Source organism: Pantoea sp. X-Soil-ISGK-285 (genome assembly GCF_059730815.1).
The window spans coordinates 207,353-227,494 of sequence record NZ_AP035939.1 but is presented as its reverse complement, the minus strand read 5'-3'; the positions used below and the strand labels follow the sequence as shown (position 1 = coordinate 227,494).

General features: G+C 55.4%; 20 protein-coding genes and 1 riboswitch. Of the genes, 9 read left to right on the top strand and 11 right to left on the bottom strand.

All coding sequences use genetic code 11. The features are described from left to right. Window positions 1-227: 227 nt before the first annotated feature. Together AC6I8B_RS20355 and AC6I8B_RS20350 are read left to right on the top strand one after the other, a co-directional pair. Entirely contained in the window at window positions 228-998 is a 771-nt protein-coding gene (locus tag AC6I8B_RS20355; protein WP_157353089.1) for a transporter substrate-binding domain-containing protein, read from the top strand. A gap of 37 nt (window positions 999-1,035) precedes the next feature. After that, window positions 1,036-2,109: a DUF2817 domain-containing protein gene (locus AC6I8B_RS20350; protein WP_157353090.1), complete on the top strand. Its 1,074-nt coding sequence runs from the start codon at window positions 1,036-1,038 to the stop codon at window positions 2,107-2,109. Window positions 2,110-2,111: 2 nt separating this feature from the next. On the opposite strand, the gene AC6I8B_RS20345 is transcribed toward AC6I8B_RS20350, so the two are convergent. Next, window positions 2,112-2,885 (bottom strand): HalD/BesD family halogenase, encoded by a 774-nt coding sequence (locus tag AC6I8B_RS20345; RefSeq protein ID WP_061703469.1) that lies wholly within the window; start codon window positions 2,883-2,885, stop codon window positions 2,112-2,114. A gap of 99 nt (window positions 2,886-2,984) precedes the next feature. Between AC6I8B_RS20345 and AC6I8B_RS20340 the strand changes: the two genes are divergently transcribed. Next, window positions 2,985-3,893 carry a LysR substrate-binding domain-containing protein gene (locus AC6I8B_RS20340; protein WP_033760408.1) on the top strand — a complete coding sequence of 303 codons (909 nt, stop codon included), beginning with the start codon at window positions 2,985-2,987 and terminating at the stop codon, window positions 3,891-3,893. A 98-nt stretch (window positions 3,894-3,991) separates the two neighbouring features. Here the strand turns inward: AC6I8B_RS20340 and uca are convergent, their stop codons facing one another. From uca to AC6I8B_RS20310, 6 genes are all read right to left on the bottom strand, one after another. Continuing rightward, window positions 3,992-7,603 (bottom strand): urea carboxylase, encoded by a 3,612-nt coding sequence (uca, locus tag AC6I8B_RS20335; RefSeq protein ID WP_497817785.1) that lies wholly within the window; start codon window positions 7,601-7,603, stop codon window positions 3,992-3,994. A gap of 164 nt (window positions 7,604-7,767) precedes the next feature. After that, window positions 7,768-8,403, bottom strand: a complete 636-nt coding sequence (locus AC6I8B_RS20330; RefSeq protein ID WP_157353095.1) for an urea amidolyase associated protein UAAP2 — start codon at window positions 8,401-8,403, stop codon at window positions 7,768-7,770. Between the two features lie 10 nt (window positions 8,404-8,413). After that, a complete protein-coding gene (locus AC6I8B_RS20325; RefSeq protein WP_157353097.1) occupies window positions 8,414-9,142 on the bottom strand; it encodes an urea amidolyase associated protein UAAP1 in 729 nt (242 codons plus the stop codon). Next, complete coding sequence (locus tag AC6I8B_RS20320) at window positions 9,139-9,924, bottom strand: ABC transporter ATP-binding protein (RefSeq protein WP_157353100.1); 786 nt, start codon at window positions 9,922-9,924, stop codon at window positions 9,139-9,141. Before AC6I8B_RS20320 ends, AC6I8B_RS20325 begins: the two co-directional genes overlap by 4 nt. Further along, window positions 9,921-10,736 carry an ABC transporter permease gene (locus AC6I8B_RS20315; RefSeq protein WP_010247123.1) on the bottom strand — a complete coding sequence of 272 codons (816 nt, stop codon included), beginning with the start codon at window positions 10,734-10,736 and terminating at the stop codon, window positions 9,921-9,923. The genes AC6I8B_RS20320 and AC6I8B_RS20315 overlap by 4 nt, the downstream gene beginning before the upstream one ends. Before the next feature lie 24 nt (window positions 10,737-10,760). Continuing rightward, entirely contained in the window at window positions 10,761-11,816 is a 1,056-nt protein-coding gene (locus AC6I8B_RS20310) for a putative urea ABC transporter substrate-binding protein (protein WP_010247121.1), read from the bottom strand. Window positions 11,817-11,876: 60 nt separating this feature from the next. Continuing rightward, window positions 11,877-11,975: riboswitch (guanidine-I (ykkC/yxkD leader) on the bottom strand. Between the two features lie 287 nt (window positions 11,976-12,262). On the opposite strand from AC6I8B_RS20310, the gene AC6I8B_RS20305 reads away from it, so the two are divergent. Together AC6I8B_RS20305 and AC6I8B_RS20300 are read left to right on the top strand one after the other, a co-directional pair. Then, window positions 12,263-13,312 (top strand): ABC transporter substrate-binding protein, encoded by a 1,050-nt coding sequence (locus AC6I8B_RS20305; RefSeq protein ID WP_157353102.1) that lies wholly within the window; start codon window positions 12,263-12,265, stop codon window positions 13,310-13,312. Next, on the top strand, window positions 13,312-13,998 hold the full coding sequence (locus tag AC6I8B_RS20300) for a molybdate ABC transporter substrate-binding protein (protein ID WP_332837931.1): 687 nt from the start codon (window positions 13,312-13,314) through the stop codon (window positions 13,996-13,998). The genes AC6I8B_RS20305 and AC6I8B_RS20300 overlap by 1 nt, the downstream gene beginning before the upstream one ends. Before the next feature lie 70 nt (window positions 13,999-14,068). Here AC6I8B_RS20300 and AC6I8B_RS20295 read toward each other — a convergent pair whose 3' ends face one another. Both AC6I8B_RS20295 and AC6I8B_RS20290 read right to left on the bottom strand, forming a co-directional pair. Continuing rightward, on the bottom strand, window positions 14,069-14,650 hold the full coding sequence (locus tag AC6I8B_RS20295) for a DJ-1/PfpI family protein (RefSeq protein WP_045140103.1): 582 nt from the start codon (window positions 14,648-14,650) through the stop codon (window positions 14,069-14,071). A gap of 151 nt (window positions 14,651-14,801) precedes the next feature. Next, window positions 14,802-15,185, bottom strand: a complete 384-nt coding sequence (locus AC6I8B_RS20290; RefSeq protein ID WP_010247112.1) for a cupin domain-containing protein — start codon at window positions 15,183-15,185, stop codon at window positions 14,802-14,804. A gap of 296 nt (window positions 15,186-15,481) precedes the next feature. On the opposite strand from AC6I8B_RS20290, the gene AC6I8B_RS20285 reads away from it, so the two are divergent. Continuing rightward, window positions 15,482-16,279 (top strand): MetQ/NlpA family ABC transporter substrate-binding protein, encoded by a 798-nt coding sequence (locus AC6I8B_RS20285; protein WP_157353104.1) that lies wholly within the window; start codon window positions 15,482-15,484, stop codon window positions 16,277-16,279. A 133-nt stretch (window positions 16,280-16,412) separates the two neighbouring features. Here the strand turns inward: AC6I8B_RS20285 and AC6I8B_RS20280 are convergent, their stop codons facing one another. Next, complete coding sequence (locus tag AC6I8B_RS20280; RefSeq protein ID WP_010247108.1) at window positions 16,413-17,120, bottom strand: phage antirepressor KilAC domain-containing protein; 708 nt, start codon at window positions 17,118-17,120, stop codon at window positions 16,413-16,415. A 390-nt stretch (window positions 17,121-17,510) separates the two neighbouring features. Here AC6I8B_RS20280 and AC6I8B_RS20275 point away from each other — a divergent pair, with 390 nt between their 5' ends. Further along, the gene (locus tag AC6I8B_RS20275) at window positions 17,511-17,945 is read left to right on the top strand and encodes a 6,7-dimethyl-8-ribityllumazine synthase (protein WP_122889383.1); all 435 of its coding nucleotides are present in this window, start codon (window positions 17,511-17,513) and stop codon (window positions 17,943-17,945) included. A gap of 55 nt (window positions 17,946-18,000) precedes the next feature. Further along, entirely contained in the window at window positions 18,001-18,474 is a 474-nt protein-coding gene (locus tag AC6I8B_RS20270) for a nuclear transport factor 2 family protein (RefSeq protein ID WP_033773958.1), read from the top strand. A gap of 45 nt (window positions 18,475-18,519) precedes the next feature. Here the strand turns inward: AC6I8B_RS20270 and AC6I8B_RS20265 are convergent, their stop codons facing one another. Next, a complete protein-coding gene (locus AC6I8B_RS20265; protein ID WP_010247102.1) occupies window positions 18,520-18,915 on the bottom strand; it encodes a hypothetical protein in 396 nt (131 codons plus the stop codon). A gap of 361 nt (window positions 18,916-19,276) precedes the next feature. Between AC6I8B_RS20265 and AC6I8B_RS20260 the strand changes: the two genes are divergently transcribed. Further along, the gene (locus AC6I8B_RS20260; RefSeq protein WP_033780243.1) at window positions 19,277-20,047 is read left to right on the top strand and encodes a MerR family transcriptional regulator; all 771 of its coding nucleotides are present in this window, start codon (window positions 19,277-19,279) and stop codon (window positions 20,045-20,047) included. Window positions 20,048-20,142: the final 95 nt, after the last annotated feature.

Sequence of the window (20,142 nt, the reverse complement as noted above, 5' to 3'; positions counted from 1 at the left end):
GCGCCTGCGGCTTCAGGCCCGAACCTGCGTCACACCCTGGTGTGGCTCAGTCATTTGATGCACACTATTAAGTAAAAATTAACGCCGTATAAATAATTTGCACAGTATCTTAATAACATAAGATTTTAATCTGGATGATTGCGGTTTATTCGCTGGCAGGAAAACAGGTCGCATGTTATTAAATTTGAATGTCGCGCTTAAATTCATTTGCATCCGGGAATTAAAACATGAAAAAGAGCTTATCCCTCGCATTACTGTTTTCGCTCACAACAGTTAGTCACGCGGCACTGGCGCAGCAGACCCTGCGCTTTGGCGTTGACCCTACGTTCCCACCGTTTGAATTCAAGGCGGCTGATGGATCATTGCAGGGCTTTGATGTTGATCTGGGCAATGCCATCTGCGTTCAGGCAAAGGTGAAGTGCCAGTGGGTGCAAATGGGTTTTGATAGCAGCATCCCTGCCCTTCAGGCGAAGAAATTTGATGCCATCCTGTCAGCGATGTCGATGACCGATAAGCGTCGTCAGCAGGTGGCTTTCAGCAATATGTTGTACAACACGCCCAGTGCTTTACTGGCACCGGCTGCCAGCACGCTGACGACCGATGTTGCCTCATTGCGCGGTAAGACGATCGGTGTGGCACAGGGCACCATCCAGGAAACCTATGCCAAAACCAAATGGGAGCCGGAGGGCGTTAAAGTCATCTCCTATCCTAACCAGATGGAAGTTTATCCGGATCTGGTCGCCGGGCGTCTTGATGGCAGCCTGGCCAATGCGGTCTCTGCTGAACAGGGATTCCTGACCTCAGCCGAAGGCAAGCCGTACGCCATCAAAGGGACCCTGGTGGATAAAGTGATTTTTGGTGATGGCGTGGGTATCGCGCTACGCAAAGGAGATGAGGCAAACCTGAAGATGATTAACGCGGCACTGGCGGAGATGCATAAAAACGGGACTTATGACCAGCTCACCAAAAAATATTTTAAATTCAATGTTTATCCCTGAGCCGCTCAACGTGAAGAATCGCAGGAATATGAAGACTATGGCATTGCCCGAATACCACGTTCAGCGCGCGCGCTTTATGGCAGCGGCGCAGAGCAAAGGTGCTGAGACGACCTCTTATCCGCATCCTCTGCCTGGTCCTCTGGGAGAAGCTCTGTATACAGACGTGGCACGGATAGGACCGGCCAGCGCATCACGTCTGATGCTGGTCGTTTCCGGCACTCACGGCGTTGAAGGCTATTATGGTTCCGATTGCCAGATAGCCTGGCTCGAGACCCTGGATGAAAAAGCGTTGCCCGCTGATACCGCGCTGTTGCTGATTCATCTGCTCAATCCATGGGGCGCGGCGCATTTACGGCGCGTGAACGAAGACAATATTGATCTGAACCGTAACTTTATCGATTTCAGTCAGCCACCTCCTGCTAACCCGAATTATGCACAGTGGCACGGTATTTATCATGGCGACCGTGCAAGCGCCGATCGGCAACTGGCCGACGCACTCGAGGGCGCAGGCTGGCAGGCGGTTAAACGTGTCACAGAAGCCGGACAGTATAGTTTTGCTGACGGCTTTTTTTTCGGCGGTGAGAAGCCCTGCTGGTCACACCTTACGATGGCGGCGATCGTTGACCAGCATCTCTCTGTAGCGAAAACTATCATCAGCTTTGACCTTCATACCGGGGCTGGCGCATGGGGGCATCCGATGCTGCTCTCTATTGCGGAGCAGCGTTATCCGGCGCATGACTGGGGCAAAGTCATTTACGGTGAGTGGCTGACCTTATTGTTTACTGGTGCCGGACGTGACAGTGTAACTGGAATCACAGCAACGGCAACCGGCTATCTGTCGCACTATCTGCTGACGTCACTGGCTGACACCCGGATTTTGCCTCTGGTGGTGGAATGCGGGACTTACGAGGGTCAGGATATGCATCAGCGGGTGCGTGAAGATCACTGGCTGCACCTCTATGGCGACCCTGCCAGTGCGGGCGGCCAGGTGATAAAGCAACAACTGGTCGAGGGGTTCTGGCCAGAAGATGCGGACTGGCGTGCATTGGTGGCTTTCCGCACGCAGCAAATCTTTCTGCGCGGCTGGCGTGCCCTTGCAGACACGCCATGATGTCATAGTCTGCCGTAAAAGGTCATACGCGCGGTTTCTGACAACGCAATATCCGGCTGCGTATTGTAAGCCAGCACGGCCAGCATACGGGTGACCTCGCCTTCAGTTGGGGTCACACGGTGCAGGGAATTACGGCCGCGAAACAGCACCAGATCTCCGGCATCTATCTCCAGCGCGTCAACGGTCTGGCGTTCTTCCAGCACTGCGTCGACACCGGCAAAGTTCATCTCACCGGCATCGGCATCCCGCAGATCTTTCACATACTGAAACACGCCGCCCGCCAGCGGTTTCTGCACCAGTAAGGTGATGGCAAATGAGGAGTTGTCGAAGTGCCAGCCCAGCTCCTGGCCGTGTGATGCATAGTGCAGATTGATCGAGGAAAGCGGGTCAGCATAGGGATAGAGCGCTTTTTCACCCAGTACATCGCACAGGAAATGTTTGAACAACTCATCATTATAAAGCTGACGCAGCGGCGAGTCGGCAGCGATAACGTCATCCGTAATACAGCCTTTGGTGCTGATCACATCCCTGTTACGCGGATGCTCAGCACTGAAAGCGTCATCAGGTTTCATCAGATAGACATTGTGCTTGCTGCGGGTGTGATAAGCCTGGTGACGTTGTGCATTGCCCTCTTCGATGATCGCCACTAAAGCGTGTGGTTTTAAAAATTGACGCAGTACCAGCGCGCCGGACTGGTTTAACTGTTCACGACAACGTTGACGCCAGCCATGATCGGCCAGTGGATGAAGATCGAGACGGACAAGGGAACCAGACATAGCAACAATTCTCATGATGAGCAGGTGTGATGTTACTCTACCGGTCGCCTGCAACGCGGCGTAACGATAAAAACTTAATGCCCTGATAAGGAAGAGTTAATGCCTGCCCAATTGCCAAGGTTGCCAAAGATCAGCGTCATACAGTCATTTAAAGTGGCTGCCGAACTGGGCAGCCTGGCAAAAGCGGCCGCTCAACTGGCCTTAACCCCCGCGGCAGTCAGTCAGCAGATTCGCCAGCTGGAGGAGCAACTCGGCAGCGCCCTGTTTTTACGTACGCAGAGCGGCGTGATGCTGACCGAAACCGGCAAAGAGTATCTGCGCTATGTCACTGAGGCGTTTGATATTCTGCATCTCGGTCAGCAAAACATCCGCCATGCGGCAAGCGCGCCAAAACTCACGGTTTACACATTGCCGGCGCTGGCGTCCAAATGGCTGTTGCCCCAGTTGGCGAGCTGGCGCGACCATTGCCCGAATATCGATCTCTCGTTACACGGTACGCATTCTCAGGTCGATTTCACCGCGATGCCCGCCGATTTTGTGATCTGCTTTGGTGAGGATCGTTACCCGCAGTCAGATAAGCTGAAGTTGTTTCATGATGACGTGCTGCCGGTGGCCAGTCCTGCTCTGTTACATCGCTTTACGCCGGAAACGATCTTAAGCCAGGCGCCGCTGATCCACCTCGACTGGGGTAATGAAGGCCGTTTTCTGCCGGACTGGCGAAGCTGGTTTCAGGCTAAAGGCATGGACGAACCTCTGCCGCAGCCCGCGTTCAGCTTTAATCTGACCTCGCTGGCGATTGATGCGGCCGTCGCGGGAGCTGGTGTGTTGCTGGGGCAGCGACGCCTTATCGCGGCGGAACTGGCACGGGGCGATCTGGTGGTAGTGGATGATCTTTGCCTGCCGCTGAGCAAACCCTATTACCTTGTCTGGCCGCAACGCACCCTGAGCCAGCCAGGCAGTGAGGCGATGATTAGCTGGTTAAGCCAACTGGGCGCGAGCGGCGAATAGCCCGTCGCCGTGATCGGACTCGCCTGCGCCCGCCAGTCTGGAACCATCAGTGGGCACAGGGTCAGATTATCACTGCGTCACTACGTGATCAGGTGTCATCATCCTTCCGCATTATCCTCAACAATCACCGCCACGCGTTGCCCTGCACGTACAGCGCTGCCTGGCTGCACGCTGACCTGCTGAACAATACCGTCGCACGGCGCCAGAAGCGGGATCTCCATCTTCATCGACTCCAGCACCACCAGGATATCGCCTTCCCGCACCCGGCTGCCCGCCGTCGCCTGCACCTGCCATAAATTGCCGGAAACCGGGCTTTCAACCCCCTGCTCGCCTGGCTGCAGCGGCGCGTCGCCACCTTCATCGGCCACACTTTCCTGGCTGTCAAAATGGGCCTGTCCGCTGGCGATCCAGCGGTCACGTTCCGCATTGAACGCGGCTTGCTGGTGATCGCGAAACAGACCGATACTCTCCGCTTCACGGGCGAGGAAATCCTGATATTCCGCCAGCCGCAGCGTGCTGTGCTCGATGCGCAGCGGATAGCGACCGAGGGGAAAATCGCGGCGAATCTGCAACAGCTCACTGGCCGGGACCGGATAAAAACGGATCTGATCGAAAAAGCGCAGCAGCCAGGGTTTACCGCCAAAATCGGCGACTTCATGATATCGGTTCCACATCTGCAGCGTGCGGCCGACAAACTGATAGCCGCCTGGCCCCTCCATGCCATACACACACAGATAGGCACCGCCGATGCCAACCGAGTTTTCCGCCGTCCAGGTGCGGGCCGGGTTATATTTTGTCGTCACCAGCCGATGACGGGGATCCAGCGGCGTGGCGACCGGCGCGCCGAGGTAGACATCGCCCAGCCCCATCACCAGATAGCTGGCTTCAAAGACCGTGTTCCAGACAGCCTGCTCATCTGGCAGATCGTTTATACGGCGGATAAATTCAAGATTACTCGGGCACCACGGCGCATCCTGCCGCACGGTGGTCATATATTTTTCGATGGCCTTCTGACAGGCCGGATCGTCCCAGGAGAGCGGCAGATGCACCACGCGTGTGGGAACCTGAAGGTCATCACTCATGCAGACCCTCTCCCACTCACCGCGCACCCACATCAGCAGCACGTCGGGCGTCAGCGTCTCCGGCTGAAAGTGGATTTGCAGCGAGCGGATCCCCGGCGTGATATCAATAATGCCGTTGCGGGATTGCGCTTCCAGCGCCTGCATCAACGCATGAATGCGAAAACGTAACACCAGATCCAGTTCCGGCTCGCCAGCCTCCAGCAGCAGATGCTTATCACCAGAGAGGCGCGCCACCAGGCGTTTATCCGCTGCGCCGCAGGTCATCACGATGGGCGAAATCAGCGGTGCAGGCTGCCAGTCTGTTTCCTGTGGCTGGAGCGTGGTCAGCTCGGTGCGTCGGCCCTCTGCCAGTCGGCGGGCGGTGGGGATATCCACCGCGACAAACTGTACTTTGTCACCGGCTTTGAGCTGTCCCAGTTGCCAGAGGTCAGCCTCGATTACCGTCACCGGGCAGACGAACCCGCCAAGGCTCGGGCCATCCGGCCCCAGAATCACCGGCATATCACCGGTAAAATCGACCGCGCCGATCGCGTACGGGTTGTCATGGATGTTTGAGGGGTGCAGCCCTGCTTCACCACCGCTATCGCGGGTCCAGATTGGCTTTGGCCCGATCAGGCGAACGCCGGTGCGGCTGGAGTTAAAATGCACTTCCCATGCTGTGGTAAAAAACGTCTCGATATACTCCGGCGCAAAAAACTCAGGCGCACCGTGCGGACCATAAATGACGCGCAGCGTGCGCACCGTGGCAAGCTCTGTTTGCAGTCCGACGGGCAGTTCCGTTCCGGTTGCGCTTGCAGAACGCGGAGCGAGATGCAGCACGTCACCGCTACGCAGTGCCCGTCCGGCATGTCCGCCAAACTGACCAAGGGTAAAGGTGCTTTTGCTGCCTAAATAGTCCGGCACCTGAATGCCGCCGCTCAGACAGAGATAACTTCTGACGCCCGCGCCACTTATCGCGCCCAGCTTCAGCGTTGCCCCGGCCGGAATGGTAAAAACAGAATTCATTGACTGTCCGACGCCATCCAGTGTGACAGTGAGCGGCGCGCCAGAGATCACCGCCTGAATCTCAGTGTTAAATTTCAGCGTGGGTCCATTCAGGGTGATTTCCAGCGCGGCGTCACCCTCCTCATTGCCCAGCAGACGGTTGCCCAGACGCAGTGCGCGATCGTCCATCGGCCCCGACGGCGGCACGCCTACCGCCCAGTATCCCAGACGTCCGGGATAGTCCTGAACGCTGGTCTGGGTTCCGGCACTCACCACTTCAACCGTTGCCGCCTGATAGGCGAGCTGCTCCAGGCAGCGGGTCCAGGGTTCGCCAGCCGTAAAGGGCGAGAAGGCCAGAATCTGCAACAGATAGAGGCGATTGGTTTCTACGCCATAAAAACGGGTCTCCGCCAGCGCCTGTGCCAGGGTGGCGATGGCTTCCTCGCGAGTGGGGCGCCAGGTGATAACTTTTGCCAGCATCGGGTCGAAGAATGGCGGGACTTCGCACCCCGCTTCCACCCAGCGGTCAATACGCAGGGTTTTACCGTCGGCTGCCGGAAAGAGGACCTGGGTTAACAGCCCTGGCGAAGGCTGGAACTGCCGCCCCGGATCTTCCGCATAAATTCGCGCCTGCACGGCATGGCCCTGAGGATTCAGCGCAGCGGCTAACGCATGAAGCGGAGGAAGATCGCCTGCTGCCAGCTCAATCATCCACTGCACCAGGTCAACGCCCCACACCTGCTCCGTGACGCCATGTTCAACCTGCAGCCGGGTATTCACTTCAAGAAAATAGAACTGCTGCGCCACGCTGTCATAGACAAACTCAACCGTTCCGGCGCTGCGATAGTTCACCGCTTTTCCCAGCGCGATAGCCGCCGCGCATAAAGCCTCCGCCATACCTGCGGGCAGATTCGGCGCTGGCGTCTCTTCGATCACTTTCTGGTTACGCCGCTGTACCGAGCAGTCGCGTACGCCCAGCGCGATTACCTCGCCCTTGCCGTCACCGAAAATCTGCACTTCAAGATGTCGGGCGCGTTCGATATATTTTTCGAGAAATACCCCGGCATCGCTGAAGTTGTTCTGGCCGAGGCGCTGGACCGTTTCAAACGCCTCTGACAGCGCATTCGCATCACGACAGACACGCATACCGATGCCACCGCCGCCCGCGGTGCTTTTGAGCATCACCGGATAGCCGACCCTCTCTGCGGCGCGGCGGGCTTCGCTGATATCCGCCAGCAGTTCACTGCCTTCCAGCAACGGCACCCCTTCGGCTTCCGCCAGCGCGCGGGCCGTGTGTTTCAGGCCAAAAGTCCGCAACTGCTGCGGTGTGGGGCCGACAAAAATCAGACCAGCAGCCTCGCACGCCTCAGCAAAGGCGGCGTTTTCCGAAAGGAAACCGTAGCCAGGATGAATCGCTTTCGCCCCGCTCTGCTGCGCGGCGGCGATGATCTTTTCCGTTACCAGATAGGTTTGTGCGGCCGGGCCTTCGCCAAGACTTAGCGCCACATCCGCCTCGCGGATATGTAAACTGCTCAGATCGGCTTCGGAGTAAACGGCGACCCCTTTCACCTGCATGGCACGTAGCGTGCGCAGGATGCGACAGGCGATAGCACCGCGATTAGCAATCAGTAAGGTATCAAACATAAGCGAACTCTCAGGGATGCGGGTCGTCCCGCAAAATTCGATATTCCCTGGGGCCGTCCCCGGGGCTGACCGGCACGTAACAGGCGTGCGCCGGTCGTGTGTTGAGAGGTCTGACGCAAAAGGCTGAGAAACTCAGTCCCGCTTGTCGCCATGGCAACGCTGACTCAGTTCCACACCAGCACTTCGGCGGGCGTCGGGTTCCAGCCGTTACAGGGGTTATTCAGCTGCGGGCAGTTGGAGATCAGCACCATCACATTGCATTCGGCTACCAGCTCAACGTATTTGCCTGGTGCCGATAGCCCATCCTCAAAGGTCAGACCGCCTTCCGGCGTGACCGGAACGTTCATGAAAAAATTGATGTTGGCACCGATATCACGTTTGTGAAGGCGGCCATCGTGCATGCAGGCGCAGAGAAAGTTATCCCGACAGCTGTGCATGTAGCGCTTATCCTGGGCATAGCGCACGGTGTTGCTCTCCTGCGAGCAGGCTCCGCCCAGGGTATCGTGACGACCGCAGGTGTCGGCGACGATAGTCAGCAGCGGATTGCCGAGATTCGAATAGAGCACGCTGCCGGTGGTCAGATAGACGTTTCCCTGACGACGCAGCGTGCGCTGAGGATCGTAGCGTTCCCGCGGGTTATCGCTGTTATAGAACAGGGTATCAATTGCCTGATTCCCTTCGAGGTCGAGCAGGCGCAGCGTCTGCCCTTTTTTCGCTTCGAACAGCCACGGCTCGCCTGCCGGGATCACGTGGCGATAGACGGCATCTTCAGGACGACGATCAGAGTTAATAAGGGTCATCGCAGCCTCCTTACAGGGCAAAAAGTTGGGTGTTATGAAGCGCGCGCTGGTTTTCACCACGCGTGACCATCGCTTCGCTGACGGCCTGCATATCGTCGGCCTGATACCAGCTCAGCTGAACCGGTCGCGGGAGATAGTCAGCGGCGGGATCCTGCGGATGTGGCAGCGCGGTCAGCACCATCAGCACGTCCATGGGTGCGAACAGTTCAGTGAAATCGCCGGCGCGGCTGTTGCCCGCGCTGAACCGGAAGCGGCCCTCCTCATCAACCGTGACCTTGCTGAAAAAGTTGACGACCATCAGCAGATCTTCCAGGCCCAGATCCCATTTGCCCATCTCAACCAGCAGATTATCGGTGCCGTTGCGGTAGAAGCCGTTGCGCAGCTCCTGATAGCGTCCGGCTCCATACTTATCGTGTGTTTCCGCCGCGTTGAGAACGCCGCCAAACGGGTCGTGCCAGCCGCAGCTATCCGCCACGATCGCGGCCAGTACGCGTCCCATGTCGGAGTAGAAACAGTGCCCGGTGGTCAGGCGAGCCGTATGCTGGCCTTTCAGGGTATCCGGCAGATTCAGGCGTTCACTTTTCTCGTGGGGATTGAGCATCATCATGCTGACGTTCGCGCCGCCCTCGATGTCGGTCAGGCGCAGGATTTGCCCTTTGCGCAGAATCAGCGAGGTGTGCCCTCCGCCAGGCAGCTGCTCTTCGCGCAGGCTCGGAGCTGAATGAAAAAGTGCGGTCATTGAGCGGTCTCCTTGAAGGGATAAATATTGTTTTTGTTGCGGGTTGTCAGCTGCGACAGCCGCGTTTCATTAAGCGGGATGTCGTAAGTGATACGCGCGCCCCAGGCATTGGGGGCCTGAGGATCGATGCGCACTTTGTCGAAAACCAGCAGCCGGGTGCCAAGATTGAAGCCTTCGGCAAGGTCGTGAGTGACCATAAACACCGTCATGCGGGTTTCGCTCCAGAGCTGGAGCAGCAGCGCATGCATATCTTTGCGGATGCCGGGGTCCAGCGCGCCGAAGGGCTCATCCAGCAGCAGTACGCGCGGCTGCATCACAAAAGCCTGCGCAATCGCCAGCCGCTGCTGCATCCCTCCCGAAAGCTGCGCCGGATATTTATCGAGCGAATGGCCCAGCCCGACTTTCTCCAGCATCTGTTTTGCCTGCTCACGGGCATGGCGTTTTCGGGTGCCAAACAGCCGGCCAGTAAACGGTGAAGCCGGAAGTTCGAGGCCAATGGCGACGTTATCCAGCACGTTGAGATGAGGGAAAACGGAGTAACGCTGAAACACCACGCCACGGCTGCGATCGGGTTCCGCGCGCAGCTGTTCGCCATCCAGCGTGATTGTTCCCCGTGTCGGCTTTTCCTGACCCAGCAGCAGGCGTAAAAACGTCGACTTACCACAGCCGGACGCCCCCACCAGCGAGCAGAATTCACCTTCTTTGACCTGCAGATTGATGCGTTCCAGCACCACGTGGTCGCCATACTCCTGCCAGATATTTTTGATATCGATAAAACTCATTCCCGGCCTCCTTCCGCCCAGGGGAAACAGGCTTTGTGCAATTGACGCAGCGCGAGATCCATCAGCCACGCCAGCAGCGTGATCCAGATGACATAGGGAATGATCACATCCATCGCCATATAGCGACGAACCAGGAAAATGCGATAGCCCAGTCCGGCGGTTGCGGAAATCGCCTCGGCGGAGATCAGAAAGAGCCATGCGGATCCCAGCAACAGGCGCAGCGAGGTGATCAGCCGCGACAAGAGCTGCGGCAGCACAACCCGCAGCACCACCGTCCAGCTGTTCGCCCCCAGAGTTTGTGCTTTGATAAACAGTTCTGCGGGGATTTCCCGCGCCCGATGTTCAAGGTCGCGCGCCAGCATCGGCGTAATCCCGATAACAATCAGCATCACTTTTGACAGCTCATCCAGCCCGAAGACGATAAACAGCATCGGCAGGAGCGCCAGCGGCGGGATCATTGACACCACGGTCATAAAGGGTGACAGCGCCGCGCGACTCATCGGGAAGACGCCCGCAGCAACACCGATGCAGAGACCAATCAGTGAAGAGATCGCCAGGCCGGTCAGCAGACGGCTTAAGCTAATCCACGTATCCGCCCACAGCAGATATTCACCGCTGCGCTTGTCCGGCGTGAAGGCCATCCGATCAATAGCGGCGATCATCTGTGACAGGCCGGGCAGCAGTTTGTCGTGTGGGTTGGCTTCAAGACGCACCGCCGAACTGATAAACCAGACGGCGATCAGCAGCACAAAAGGTAATAGCATCAGCGTCAGGCGCATTCCCTGCCGGGGATAGCGGTTGATGTGGCGCATGGCAAATACTCCTGAGATCGGTGATTACAGCTTGCCCGCAGCGGCCATCTTCAGATAGCTGTCGTCAAAGCGCAGTTTGATGTTCGCTGTATCACCGACGGTGATGTTGCCAGGGAAGCTCATGCCGATGAAGTCAGCGCTTTGTGCACCCTCGCCCAGTAATCCCTTATCAAAGGAGAACGCGGCGACACGCTGCATGGTTTTCGCCAGATCGGGGGAAGAAACAAATGTCTGGGTTTCGGCTGGAGTCCAGAACAGGTGGGTGGTTTTCAGCTGCGCCTTGTATCCGGCGAGGTCAGTACCGGAATCGGCAGCCATCGCGCTAAGCGCCTGCGCATCACCGGCCTGCATTTTCGCCATCATCTCAAACCAGGCACCGGTCAGTGCCTTACCCAGCGCGGGGTTATCTTTCAGGGTCTCTGTATTCACCACCATCATGTCAATCAGTTCGCCCGGTACGGCCGAAGAGCTGAACACCTCTGTGGTTTGCGGGGTTTTCTTGATCACTGAAAGCTGTGGATTCCAGGCAACCGCCGCCTGCACGCCGCTGGTACCAAAGGCGGAGACGATATCGGCATCGGAGGTGTTCACGACCTTAACGTCTTTTTCCTGTAAACCGGCCTTCTCCAGACCGCGAACCAGCAGGTAGTGCGAAACCGACAGCGCAGGAAGATAGACTGACATCCCTTTCAGGTCGCTGAGTTTTTTATTTGCGCCTTTCAGCACCACACCATCATTGCCATCGGAGAAGCTGCCGGTGATCAGCGCTGTGGAATCAATGCCGCCCGCCGCAGGTATGGTCAGCGCATCCATGTTGGTCATGGTGCAGCCGTCGAACTGACCCGCGGTGTACTGGTTGATCGACTCGATATAGTCATTGAGCTGGGTGATATGAATTTTGATGCCGTATTTGCTGGCCCATTTATCGATGATTTTCTCGTTGCTGATGGTGCCCCAGGGCATCCAGCCCGCATAGATGGTCCAGCAGATATTGAACTCTTTTTTGACCGCGGCGAAAGATGGCGCGCTGACCAGCAGCGTCAGCGACAGAATAAGCGTCAGGAGGGGTGATTTCTTCATGGTTGACCTCTGGTTGGCACAAAAAAACGGGAGCAGCGCAAGACACCATTTGGTGCCGCTGTCTCCCGGGCTTTTGTCCCGCCGTGTAACCTCACAGAGGTCGCCAGCTCTCGGACCAGACATTCACCTGCGTGAACCGGAACCCTAGCCAGCTATTTGCTATCAATTGTGTCGAACGCTGCTTACTGTTCAGACTTCAGCAAATGGCGTGCCAGAAATTAACTTACGTAAAATCAGAGAAATAGAGAGAGCGGAATCCAGAAGGCACCGGGATGGTGAGTCAGTAACGGGCGTTGCACATTATCAGTGCCGGGCAGGCAAGAGATATCAGAACCCTCAGTCAGTCTCTTTTCGTACTCACATCTATGCCGGAATGCAGACCCGGACCGTGACGCCTGTCACTTATCGTTATATAATCCAATGCATAACGTATTTGAGGATAGTTAATGAAGCGCTTCTGGCAGGCATGCACACTCGGTTTACTGATACTCCTTCCGCTCTCTTCCCAGGCATCGCGCCAGATAACCGATCAGACAGGCCGCCAGGTCACGATTCCTGATCGTGTTGATCGTATTGTGGTGCTTCAGCATCAGACGCTGAACCTGCTGGTGCAGATGAACGCGACCGATAAAATCGTCGGTGTGATGGCGAACTGGAAGCAGCAACTTGGCGACAGCTATGCCCGCCTGGCTCCTGAGCTGAACCAGAAAGCGACACTGGGGGATCTGACGCATGTTGATCCCGAAAAACTGGTGGCGCTGCATCCGCAGGTGGTATTTGTGACCAACTATGCGCCGCATGAGATGATCGACAGCATTACCGCGCTGGGCATTCCGGTGGTGGCTATCTCACTGCGTCATGACGAGCCGGGTGAAAAGGCAAAAATGAACCCGTCTATCCGCGACGAGGAAATGGCCTATGACAAAGGACTGCGTGAAGGGATTACGCTTATCGGCGAAATCGTCAATAAACCGGCAGAAGCAAAAGCCCTGATTACGGCCACCGATGAGGGCCGCAAAATCGTCAGCGACCGCCTGAAGGATGTTCCGGCGGAAAAACGCATTCGCGCCTATATGGCGAACCCGGAACTGACCACCTACGGCTCAGGAAAATATACCGGCCTGATGATGCTGCATGCGGGCGCGGTCAATGTCGCCGCAGCGACCGTAAAGGGATTCAAAACCGTGTCGATGGAGCAGGTCATCGCCTGGGATCCACAGGTGATTTTTGTGCAGGACCGTTATCCCTCCGTCGTGAATGAAATCAACAGTTCACCACAGTGGCAGACTATCGACGCGGTAAAAAATCATCGTGTCTGGCTGATGCCGGACTACGCCAAAGCATGGGGTTATCCAATGCCGGAAGCGATGGGGATTGGCGAATTGTGGATGGCGAAAAAACTCTATCCGCAGAAATTTCAGGATGTGGACATGAATAAGCTGGCCAATAAGTGGTATCAGCGCTTCTATCGCACCGCTTATCAGGGAACAGAGTGATAAGCGTACTGGCGGCGGGCAGCCTGAAAGCCGTCTGGCCCGCGCTGATGGCGTACTTTCCTGAGCCAGTTGAAACCCGGTTTGGCCCCGCCGGTCTGCTTCGCGAACGGATTGAAGCCGGTGAGCCCTGCGATCTCTTTGCTTCAGCCAGTGAGGAGCATCCGCAAAAATTGCTGAACGCTGGGCGAGCGCTGGCAGTCATACCGTTCACGACTAATAAACTCTGCATCACGGTTCGCAGCGATCGGCTACAGGCGGGAGACGACTGGTATCAGCTACTGACCCGCGACACACTGCGGATCGCAATCTCTACACCCACAGCCGATCCCTCTGGCGACTATGCGCAGGCCCTTTTCACCCGGATGGGTAAAGCCGGTGAAGCGGTGCGCCAGCGCGCAAAGGCACTGGTGGGTGGGCGCGACTCTGCACCCATTCCCGCAGGCAGGCTGGCGGCAGAATGGATTATCCTGGAGGATCAGGCGGATCTTTTTATCGGTTATGCCAGCCATCGGGCGGCCCTGAGTCAGATTGCCGGGCTGACAGTTGTTGATATCCCTGCGGCTTTCAATCTTGTTGCGCGCTACGCCTGTGCAGTCATTACACCCGAGGCGCGTCGACTGGCGGATTTTTTAGAATCGGAGCAGGCAAAAAAGGTACTGCTGGAAGCGGGGTTTGGCGGGGGGTAAATGCCTTTTCTGTCGCGGATGACTTTGCGCCCTGTCAGCATGTCGCTTTAAGGGCGCGAAACACAGCTCATTAAAGCTTAGCGAAATCCACCTTAAGCTTGTGACTGATATGTTCAGCCTGCTCGGTAGCACTATCAGCGTCGCCAGTCAGGATAAAAGCGATCGCGAAGGCGAAATCAAACGCCGCGCCCAGATCCTGTCCACTCAGCAAATTGCCATCTTTCACTACCGAGGCATTAACGTAAACGCCATCGGTAACACCTTCTGATGACGTACCAGAACTGACATAGCGACGCCCCCTTAAAAGACCCTGTGGCGCCAGTACTCTGGCCGCTGCGGAGCAGATTGGGCAGACCAGGCGGCCCGCCTCATCATGGCGGCGAATAAAATCTATCACTGCCGCATTTGCCGCCAGATTTTTGCTGCCGTCAGGACCACCCGGCACAATCACCGCATCAAACAGCCTGTCCCGATTCGCCTCCAGCAGCTCATCGGCGACAACCTTCACATGATGATAACTGTTCACTTCGCGATAGGGCTGACAGGCCAGGGTTGTAACCTGAACGCCCAGGCGTGAGAGGATGTCGAGAGTGATAATAGCCTCAGCTTCTTCAAAGCCTGGGGCAAGCAGCAGAGCAACATTCTTATCCATGAAAATTCCTTTTTAATTGGTGTGGATGAAGCAGAGAGCGTTTAATCCTGGTCTGTGCAGGCGCACCCTTTACTGATCCGAATCAAGTCTGAGCAGGGTTTTTAAACGGCAGCGGGCGACACTACCGTGGTGCGTCATGAAGTAAGTGCGTTTAAAACTCCTCCGGCTCGCCCGGCAGTGGCTCGGTCAGTTCCTGCCCCTTTACACCGGCATAAGTAATCACCAGTTCGGCTGGCTCATCCAGGGTGTAACCGCGATGCGCGCTGTTGACCGTCTCATTGAGGGCTTCACCCGCATGGAAGGTGCGCTGTTCGCCGCTCTCTTTATCCTCAACAATCAGGGTGCCGGAAAGAATAAACGCCGCATTCGGCATTGGATGGGTATGCCAGGGCAATGACGTATGGGCAGGTAGCGAGAGCCGCATAACGGTCAGCTCAGGTTCGCCGGTGGGATAGGCCTCAAGAACGTCACCGTTCCAGGCCTGGCTGCTGCGCATTACTTCAACCGCGTTAATCCCGTTATCTTGCTTCGACATGGTTAATCCCTGTTAATAATCAATAGAATGCCAGTAGTGACCGATAAGTAAGCTTAGAAGAAAACTGTGTTGATGCCCGCCTGCGTTTTAATAAGCGTTTTAATAAGCCTGTTAACAGGAATTTTCCGCCAGCGAACAAAAGGATGAAAACCGGCCATTAGCGGACTGGCTGAATTGCTGATTAATTAATGTTCAATATTTGCGTTGTGGTTATAAGATATATTCCTCAGTCAGTACGCAACCTGTGAGTTCTGTATTATCTTTGAAGCCATCAACCACCTGAGGGATTTCTGATAATGAAAGGTCTGTTTACGGCATTACTCGCCAGTTCTGTTCTACTATTATCCGCCTGCTCAAAAGATGACGATAACAAAGTTAAAGTAGCAATCAATACCGGGCCTGATGAAGCAATCTGGCAGGTGGTAAAGCAGGTGGCGAAAGATAAATACAAGCTGGATGTCGAAGTGCTTAACTTCAATGACTATGTGCTGCCAAATGAAGCGCTGAATAACAAAGAAGTTGATGCCAACGCCTTCCAGAGCCTGCCTTATCTGGAATCACAGTCTAAAGAGCGCGGCTATAAGTTTGCGGTAGTGGGTAAAACGTTCGTCTTCCCGATTGCTGCCTATTCGCACAAAATCAAGAACATCAGTGAGCTGCAGAATGGTGCCACTATCACCATCTCTAACGAAGCCACCACGCTGGGACGCAGCCTGCTGCTGCTGCAGGCGCAGGGTCTGATTAAACTTAAACCGGATGTGGGTTATTTACCGACCTCACTGGATATCATCGAAAATCCAAAAAATCTGAAGCTGGTTGAAGTGGACACCCCACAGCTGACCCGCACATTAGACGATCCCAACGTGACCCTGTCGATCATTAATACTAATTTCTCGGCTCAGGCTGGATTATCAGCGCACCGCGATGGCTTATTTATGGAAAGTGCCTCATCGCCTTACGTCAATGCGCTGGTTTCACGAGAAGATAATAAAGACAGCGATAAAATTCAGAAGCTGAAGTCAGCGCTGCAGTCACCGGCGGTGGCGGCCAAAGCCGAAGAAGTTTACAAGGGTGATGCGATTAAAGGCTGGTAATTCGCCTGATAATCGATCATTAACGATCCAAAAAGGCCGCACTCTGTTGCGGCCTTTTTTTATATCTGCACTTTTACAGGCACATCTGCCAGCACTTACACATCCGCGCCAGCCCGCAAGATCACAGGAACGGTTACGCGGCTGCGCCTTTTGGCTGAGCAGAGAGATGCCCTGCCCACAGACTGGCGACCCATTTCACCCCTTTAGACGTAAAACGTGCCTGAGAGAAAGCGTGCTGATTTTCGCCCGTGCCGGTATGCAGCGTAAAGTAGCCGGCCTGCATATGATAGTGCTGCGGCGTCAGGGTGCCTTTTGCGCGATACATAATGTTGCGCTCCAGCAGAAACTGGCGAAACTCCGGTTCTTTCACTTTCAGCATTTTGCAGAGCTGCCGAAAACCCAGCGAGTCATCAACCTCAACGAAGTTATCAAAGAAAGCCGCCTTGGGTGCCGAGAGAGCCAGCTGCTGCTCCGCCGCCTGACGCTGTTCAAACTGTTCAGCCCAGGCGCGAGCGGCTTCAGCAGGATTGGTAAAGTCAGGCAGATGGGTCGTCTTCTCGCGATCCTGCCAGCGATCCAGCACTTCTGCAGTGAAGCCTGGCGACAGGCGTGCCACGGCCAGCAGCGAGTCACGCTTGCACAGACGGTACTCCTGACGCACTTCCCCTTCCCGCTCATACTCATTCACGCTGAGCGGCTGGGAGAGACGCTGAGCCGTCTCCAGACTTTTGATTAACCGCTTCACTTCTCCGTGTGTAATACCGGTCATCTGAGCCAGTTCACGACTGCTCATTGTGACCGATTGTTCCAGAGATTTGAGGCTTTCAGTTGAAATCATCATGGGTTCACCCCTCGCTAACGCTACCAATACCCGGCGGGCAGTCGATTAATTATACAAATACCTGTTCAAATATCCAGTATTTTATTTAAGCAATAACGTAACTGGAAGCTGTTACGCAAACAACAGGGTGTGAGGCGGTTTGGCGGGCTGAAGAGTGCGTGTTGAATGCTTTGCAGGAGGCGTTGCGGGCTTTTGCTGCAGCATAAGCGGGTAATCCATCGCTCAGTTATTTACATATAATCACAATGATGGACACAGACTCTTTACATTACAGTATAGTGAAGGCTGTCAGCAGGTTACTGGCCTGCCGGGCTCACTATTTTTGATTCGGGGTGCAGAGGCGCAATCTGGCCCGTTACCACTGGATGTCACCTTTTACTGGAGTAAGTCATGCAGCCGTTGAAAGTCGCCTTTATTAAAGCTAACTGGCACAGCGAAATCGTTTCTCAGGTTCTGACCGGATTTGAACAGGAACTGGAAAGCCGCGGTACCTCATATGAGATTAAGACATGGGATGTTCCGGGCGCTTTTGAAATGCCGCTGCTGGCGCAACGCCTGGCGCAGACCGGCAACTACGATGCGATTGTCTGTGCAGCACTGGTGGTGGATGGCGGCATCTATCGCCATGATTTTGTCGCGCAGGCTGTGGTAAGTGGTCTGATGCAGGCGCAGCTGACAACCAATGTGCCCGTCTTCTCTGTGTCACTTACGCCACATAATTTCCAGCCATCGGCAGAGTTTATCGACTTCTATACTCAGCATTTCGTGAAAAAAGGTCAGGAAGCGGCGCGTGCCGTCTGCCAGATTCACGCCCTGGAACTCTGATACGACTGTAACGAATGCTGACAATGCGTTTGCCTGCGCTGTTAAGGAGAGAAAGTTGGAAAATTCACGTCCGCCTCTACCGCCATTTACCCTGGCTGCACAGGCGATTGAAAAAGTCCGGCTGGCTGAAGATGGCTGGAACAGCCGGGATGCGGAGCGAGTCGCTCTGGCCTATTCAGCGGACAGTAAATGGCGCAATCGCGATACCTTTCTGACCGGCCGGGCAGAAATCATCGCCTTCCTGCAGCAAAAATGGCAGCGGGAGCAGCAGTATCGGCTGATTAAAGAGTTGTGGAGTTTTGACCAGAACCGGATTGCGGTGCGGTTCGCCTATGAATGGCATGACGAGCAACGGCAGTGGTATCGCTCATATGGCAACGAGAACTGGGCCTTTGATGAGCAGGGTTTAATGCAGCAGCGTTATGCCAGCATCAACGATCTGAAAATCAGTGAAGAACAGCGGCTGTTTCACTGGCCGCAGGGCCGACGCCCTGACGACCATCCTTCACTGAGCGAACTGGGATTATAGTGCCAGCCCTTCCAGCGGAGAGCGCAGCTCTCCGCCGTCATCCACTCAGCCCTGCTCGTCCTTGTTCTCAACAAAGGTCGCTTTGTTGCGTGTGACCGTATAAGCCACTTTTTTTACATCTTCCGGTGACGTGGTCACTTCTACCGGTGCAATGGTCACCCGACCCATGCCAAACAGAGTGGGTACATAGCCACCGACCTGGTGTTTTCCGGCCGGAACATGCAGCAGCATGCTTTCGCCGTTAGGCAATCTGCCGGCGTCTTTACCATCTACAGTCAGGAATACACTGGAGCCATCATCTGCGCGGGTCTTGATGTGTGAGACATCAATCTGCGTCGGGCCAGCAGCAAATTCATCTGGCGCATCGCTGGCGGCATGTTTTGCACAGCCAGTCAGTACAGCAGCAACCGTTACAACGGCGAGACTAAAACGATAACGCATTGGGCACTCTTTCTCCTGATCATCAGAACCCGCTATTTTAGCGATTTAGCGGGAGGATGTAAGGGGGATAAGAGTCGGCATGCTCTTAAAAGAGGCTTAAAAGTACCGATTTCCCGGTATATTTGCGTAAAGAATATTTACTGAATAAATAAACAGTATTTTTATTGCCTGATCGCAGCGCTTTTAACCTGCTGATCAGCATAAATTTAATCGGAGAATAACAACGAATAAGCGTAGCGTCACAGGCACATAGCGCCGATTTGCCTTAACTCTGCCTCTGTTAATTGGCTGTTATAAGGTTCATAGTGGTGGTTCATCCCCGGTTAATCCCGGCGGCCTTCCCCTCTACAGAGGGCACGATATGCATTCTTATACCACCGATACTGTTTGCGCCATAACCGGCACCCATCCCGCTAACCTGAAGAGCTGGATGAAGCAGGGATTACTGACGCCGCAGCAGTATCAGGAACGCTGGAGTGATCATCACCTCAGTGAAATCCAGACCCTGGTTGGCTTAACAGCCACTGGCGCGACGCTCGACGAAATCTGGCAAGGTCAGCAGGCTGCTTCGACGGTCACCACCTATGGCTGGGCGGCGCGCAAAGGCGACCTGCTCTGGCAACTGGAATTTGGCACACCGCTGTCGCTTTCACGCCAGATGCACACGATGTCCAGCCATTATAGCGGTGATGATTTCGTCATTAATCTGCTGCGGCCGCTGAGCGCCTGGCTTTACGCCGATCTCCGTCGGGGAGCGTCACGTCGCCTCAACCGTTTTGAGCAAACCGTGCAGCAGCAGGCGGATAAAGTCATGCGCGCCTCATCGCGCAACGAATCTTCTATTCCTCTGTTTCTGGAAGCGGTGAGCGTACTTGATAAAACCGAAATCTGGCTTGAAGCCATTCGTCTTACTGCGATGGGCTTTAATGTCGAGGTTGACTCGCGTGCAACCGGGCAGCCAGCCGTTAAAACCGACCTTCATCAGCATCATGTGATGTGGTGTGGTGCCGGCATCAGCCAGCAGATGCAGGACTATTTTGAACAGCAGAGTCTGGATGGCCATCCGGTAATGCTCAGTGGACCTGATTGTAACCTGCAATTTGCCCAATCCAACGCCTCCAGCGCTGCCTGACAGCAGGCAGCGCCTTCTTTACCCCTGTTTTTCCGCGCCAGTAAATATTTTTTTCGTTAAGAATCTCTTAAGGTGGTTCCGTATACTGGTGCCAC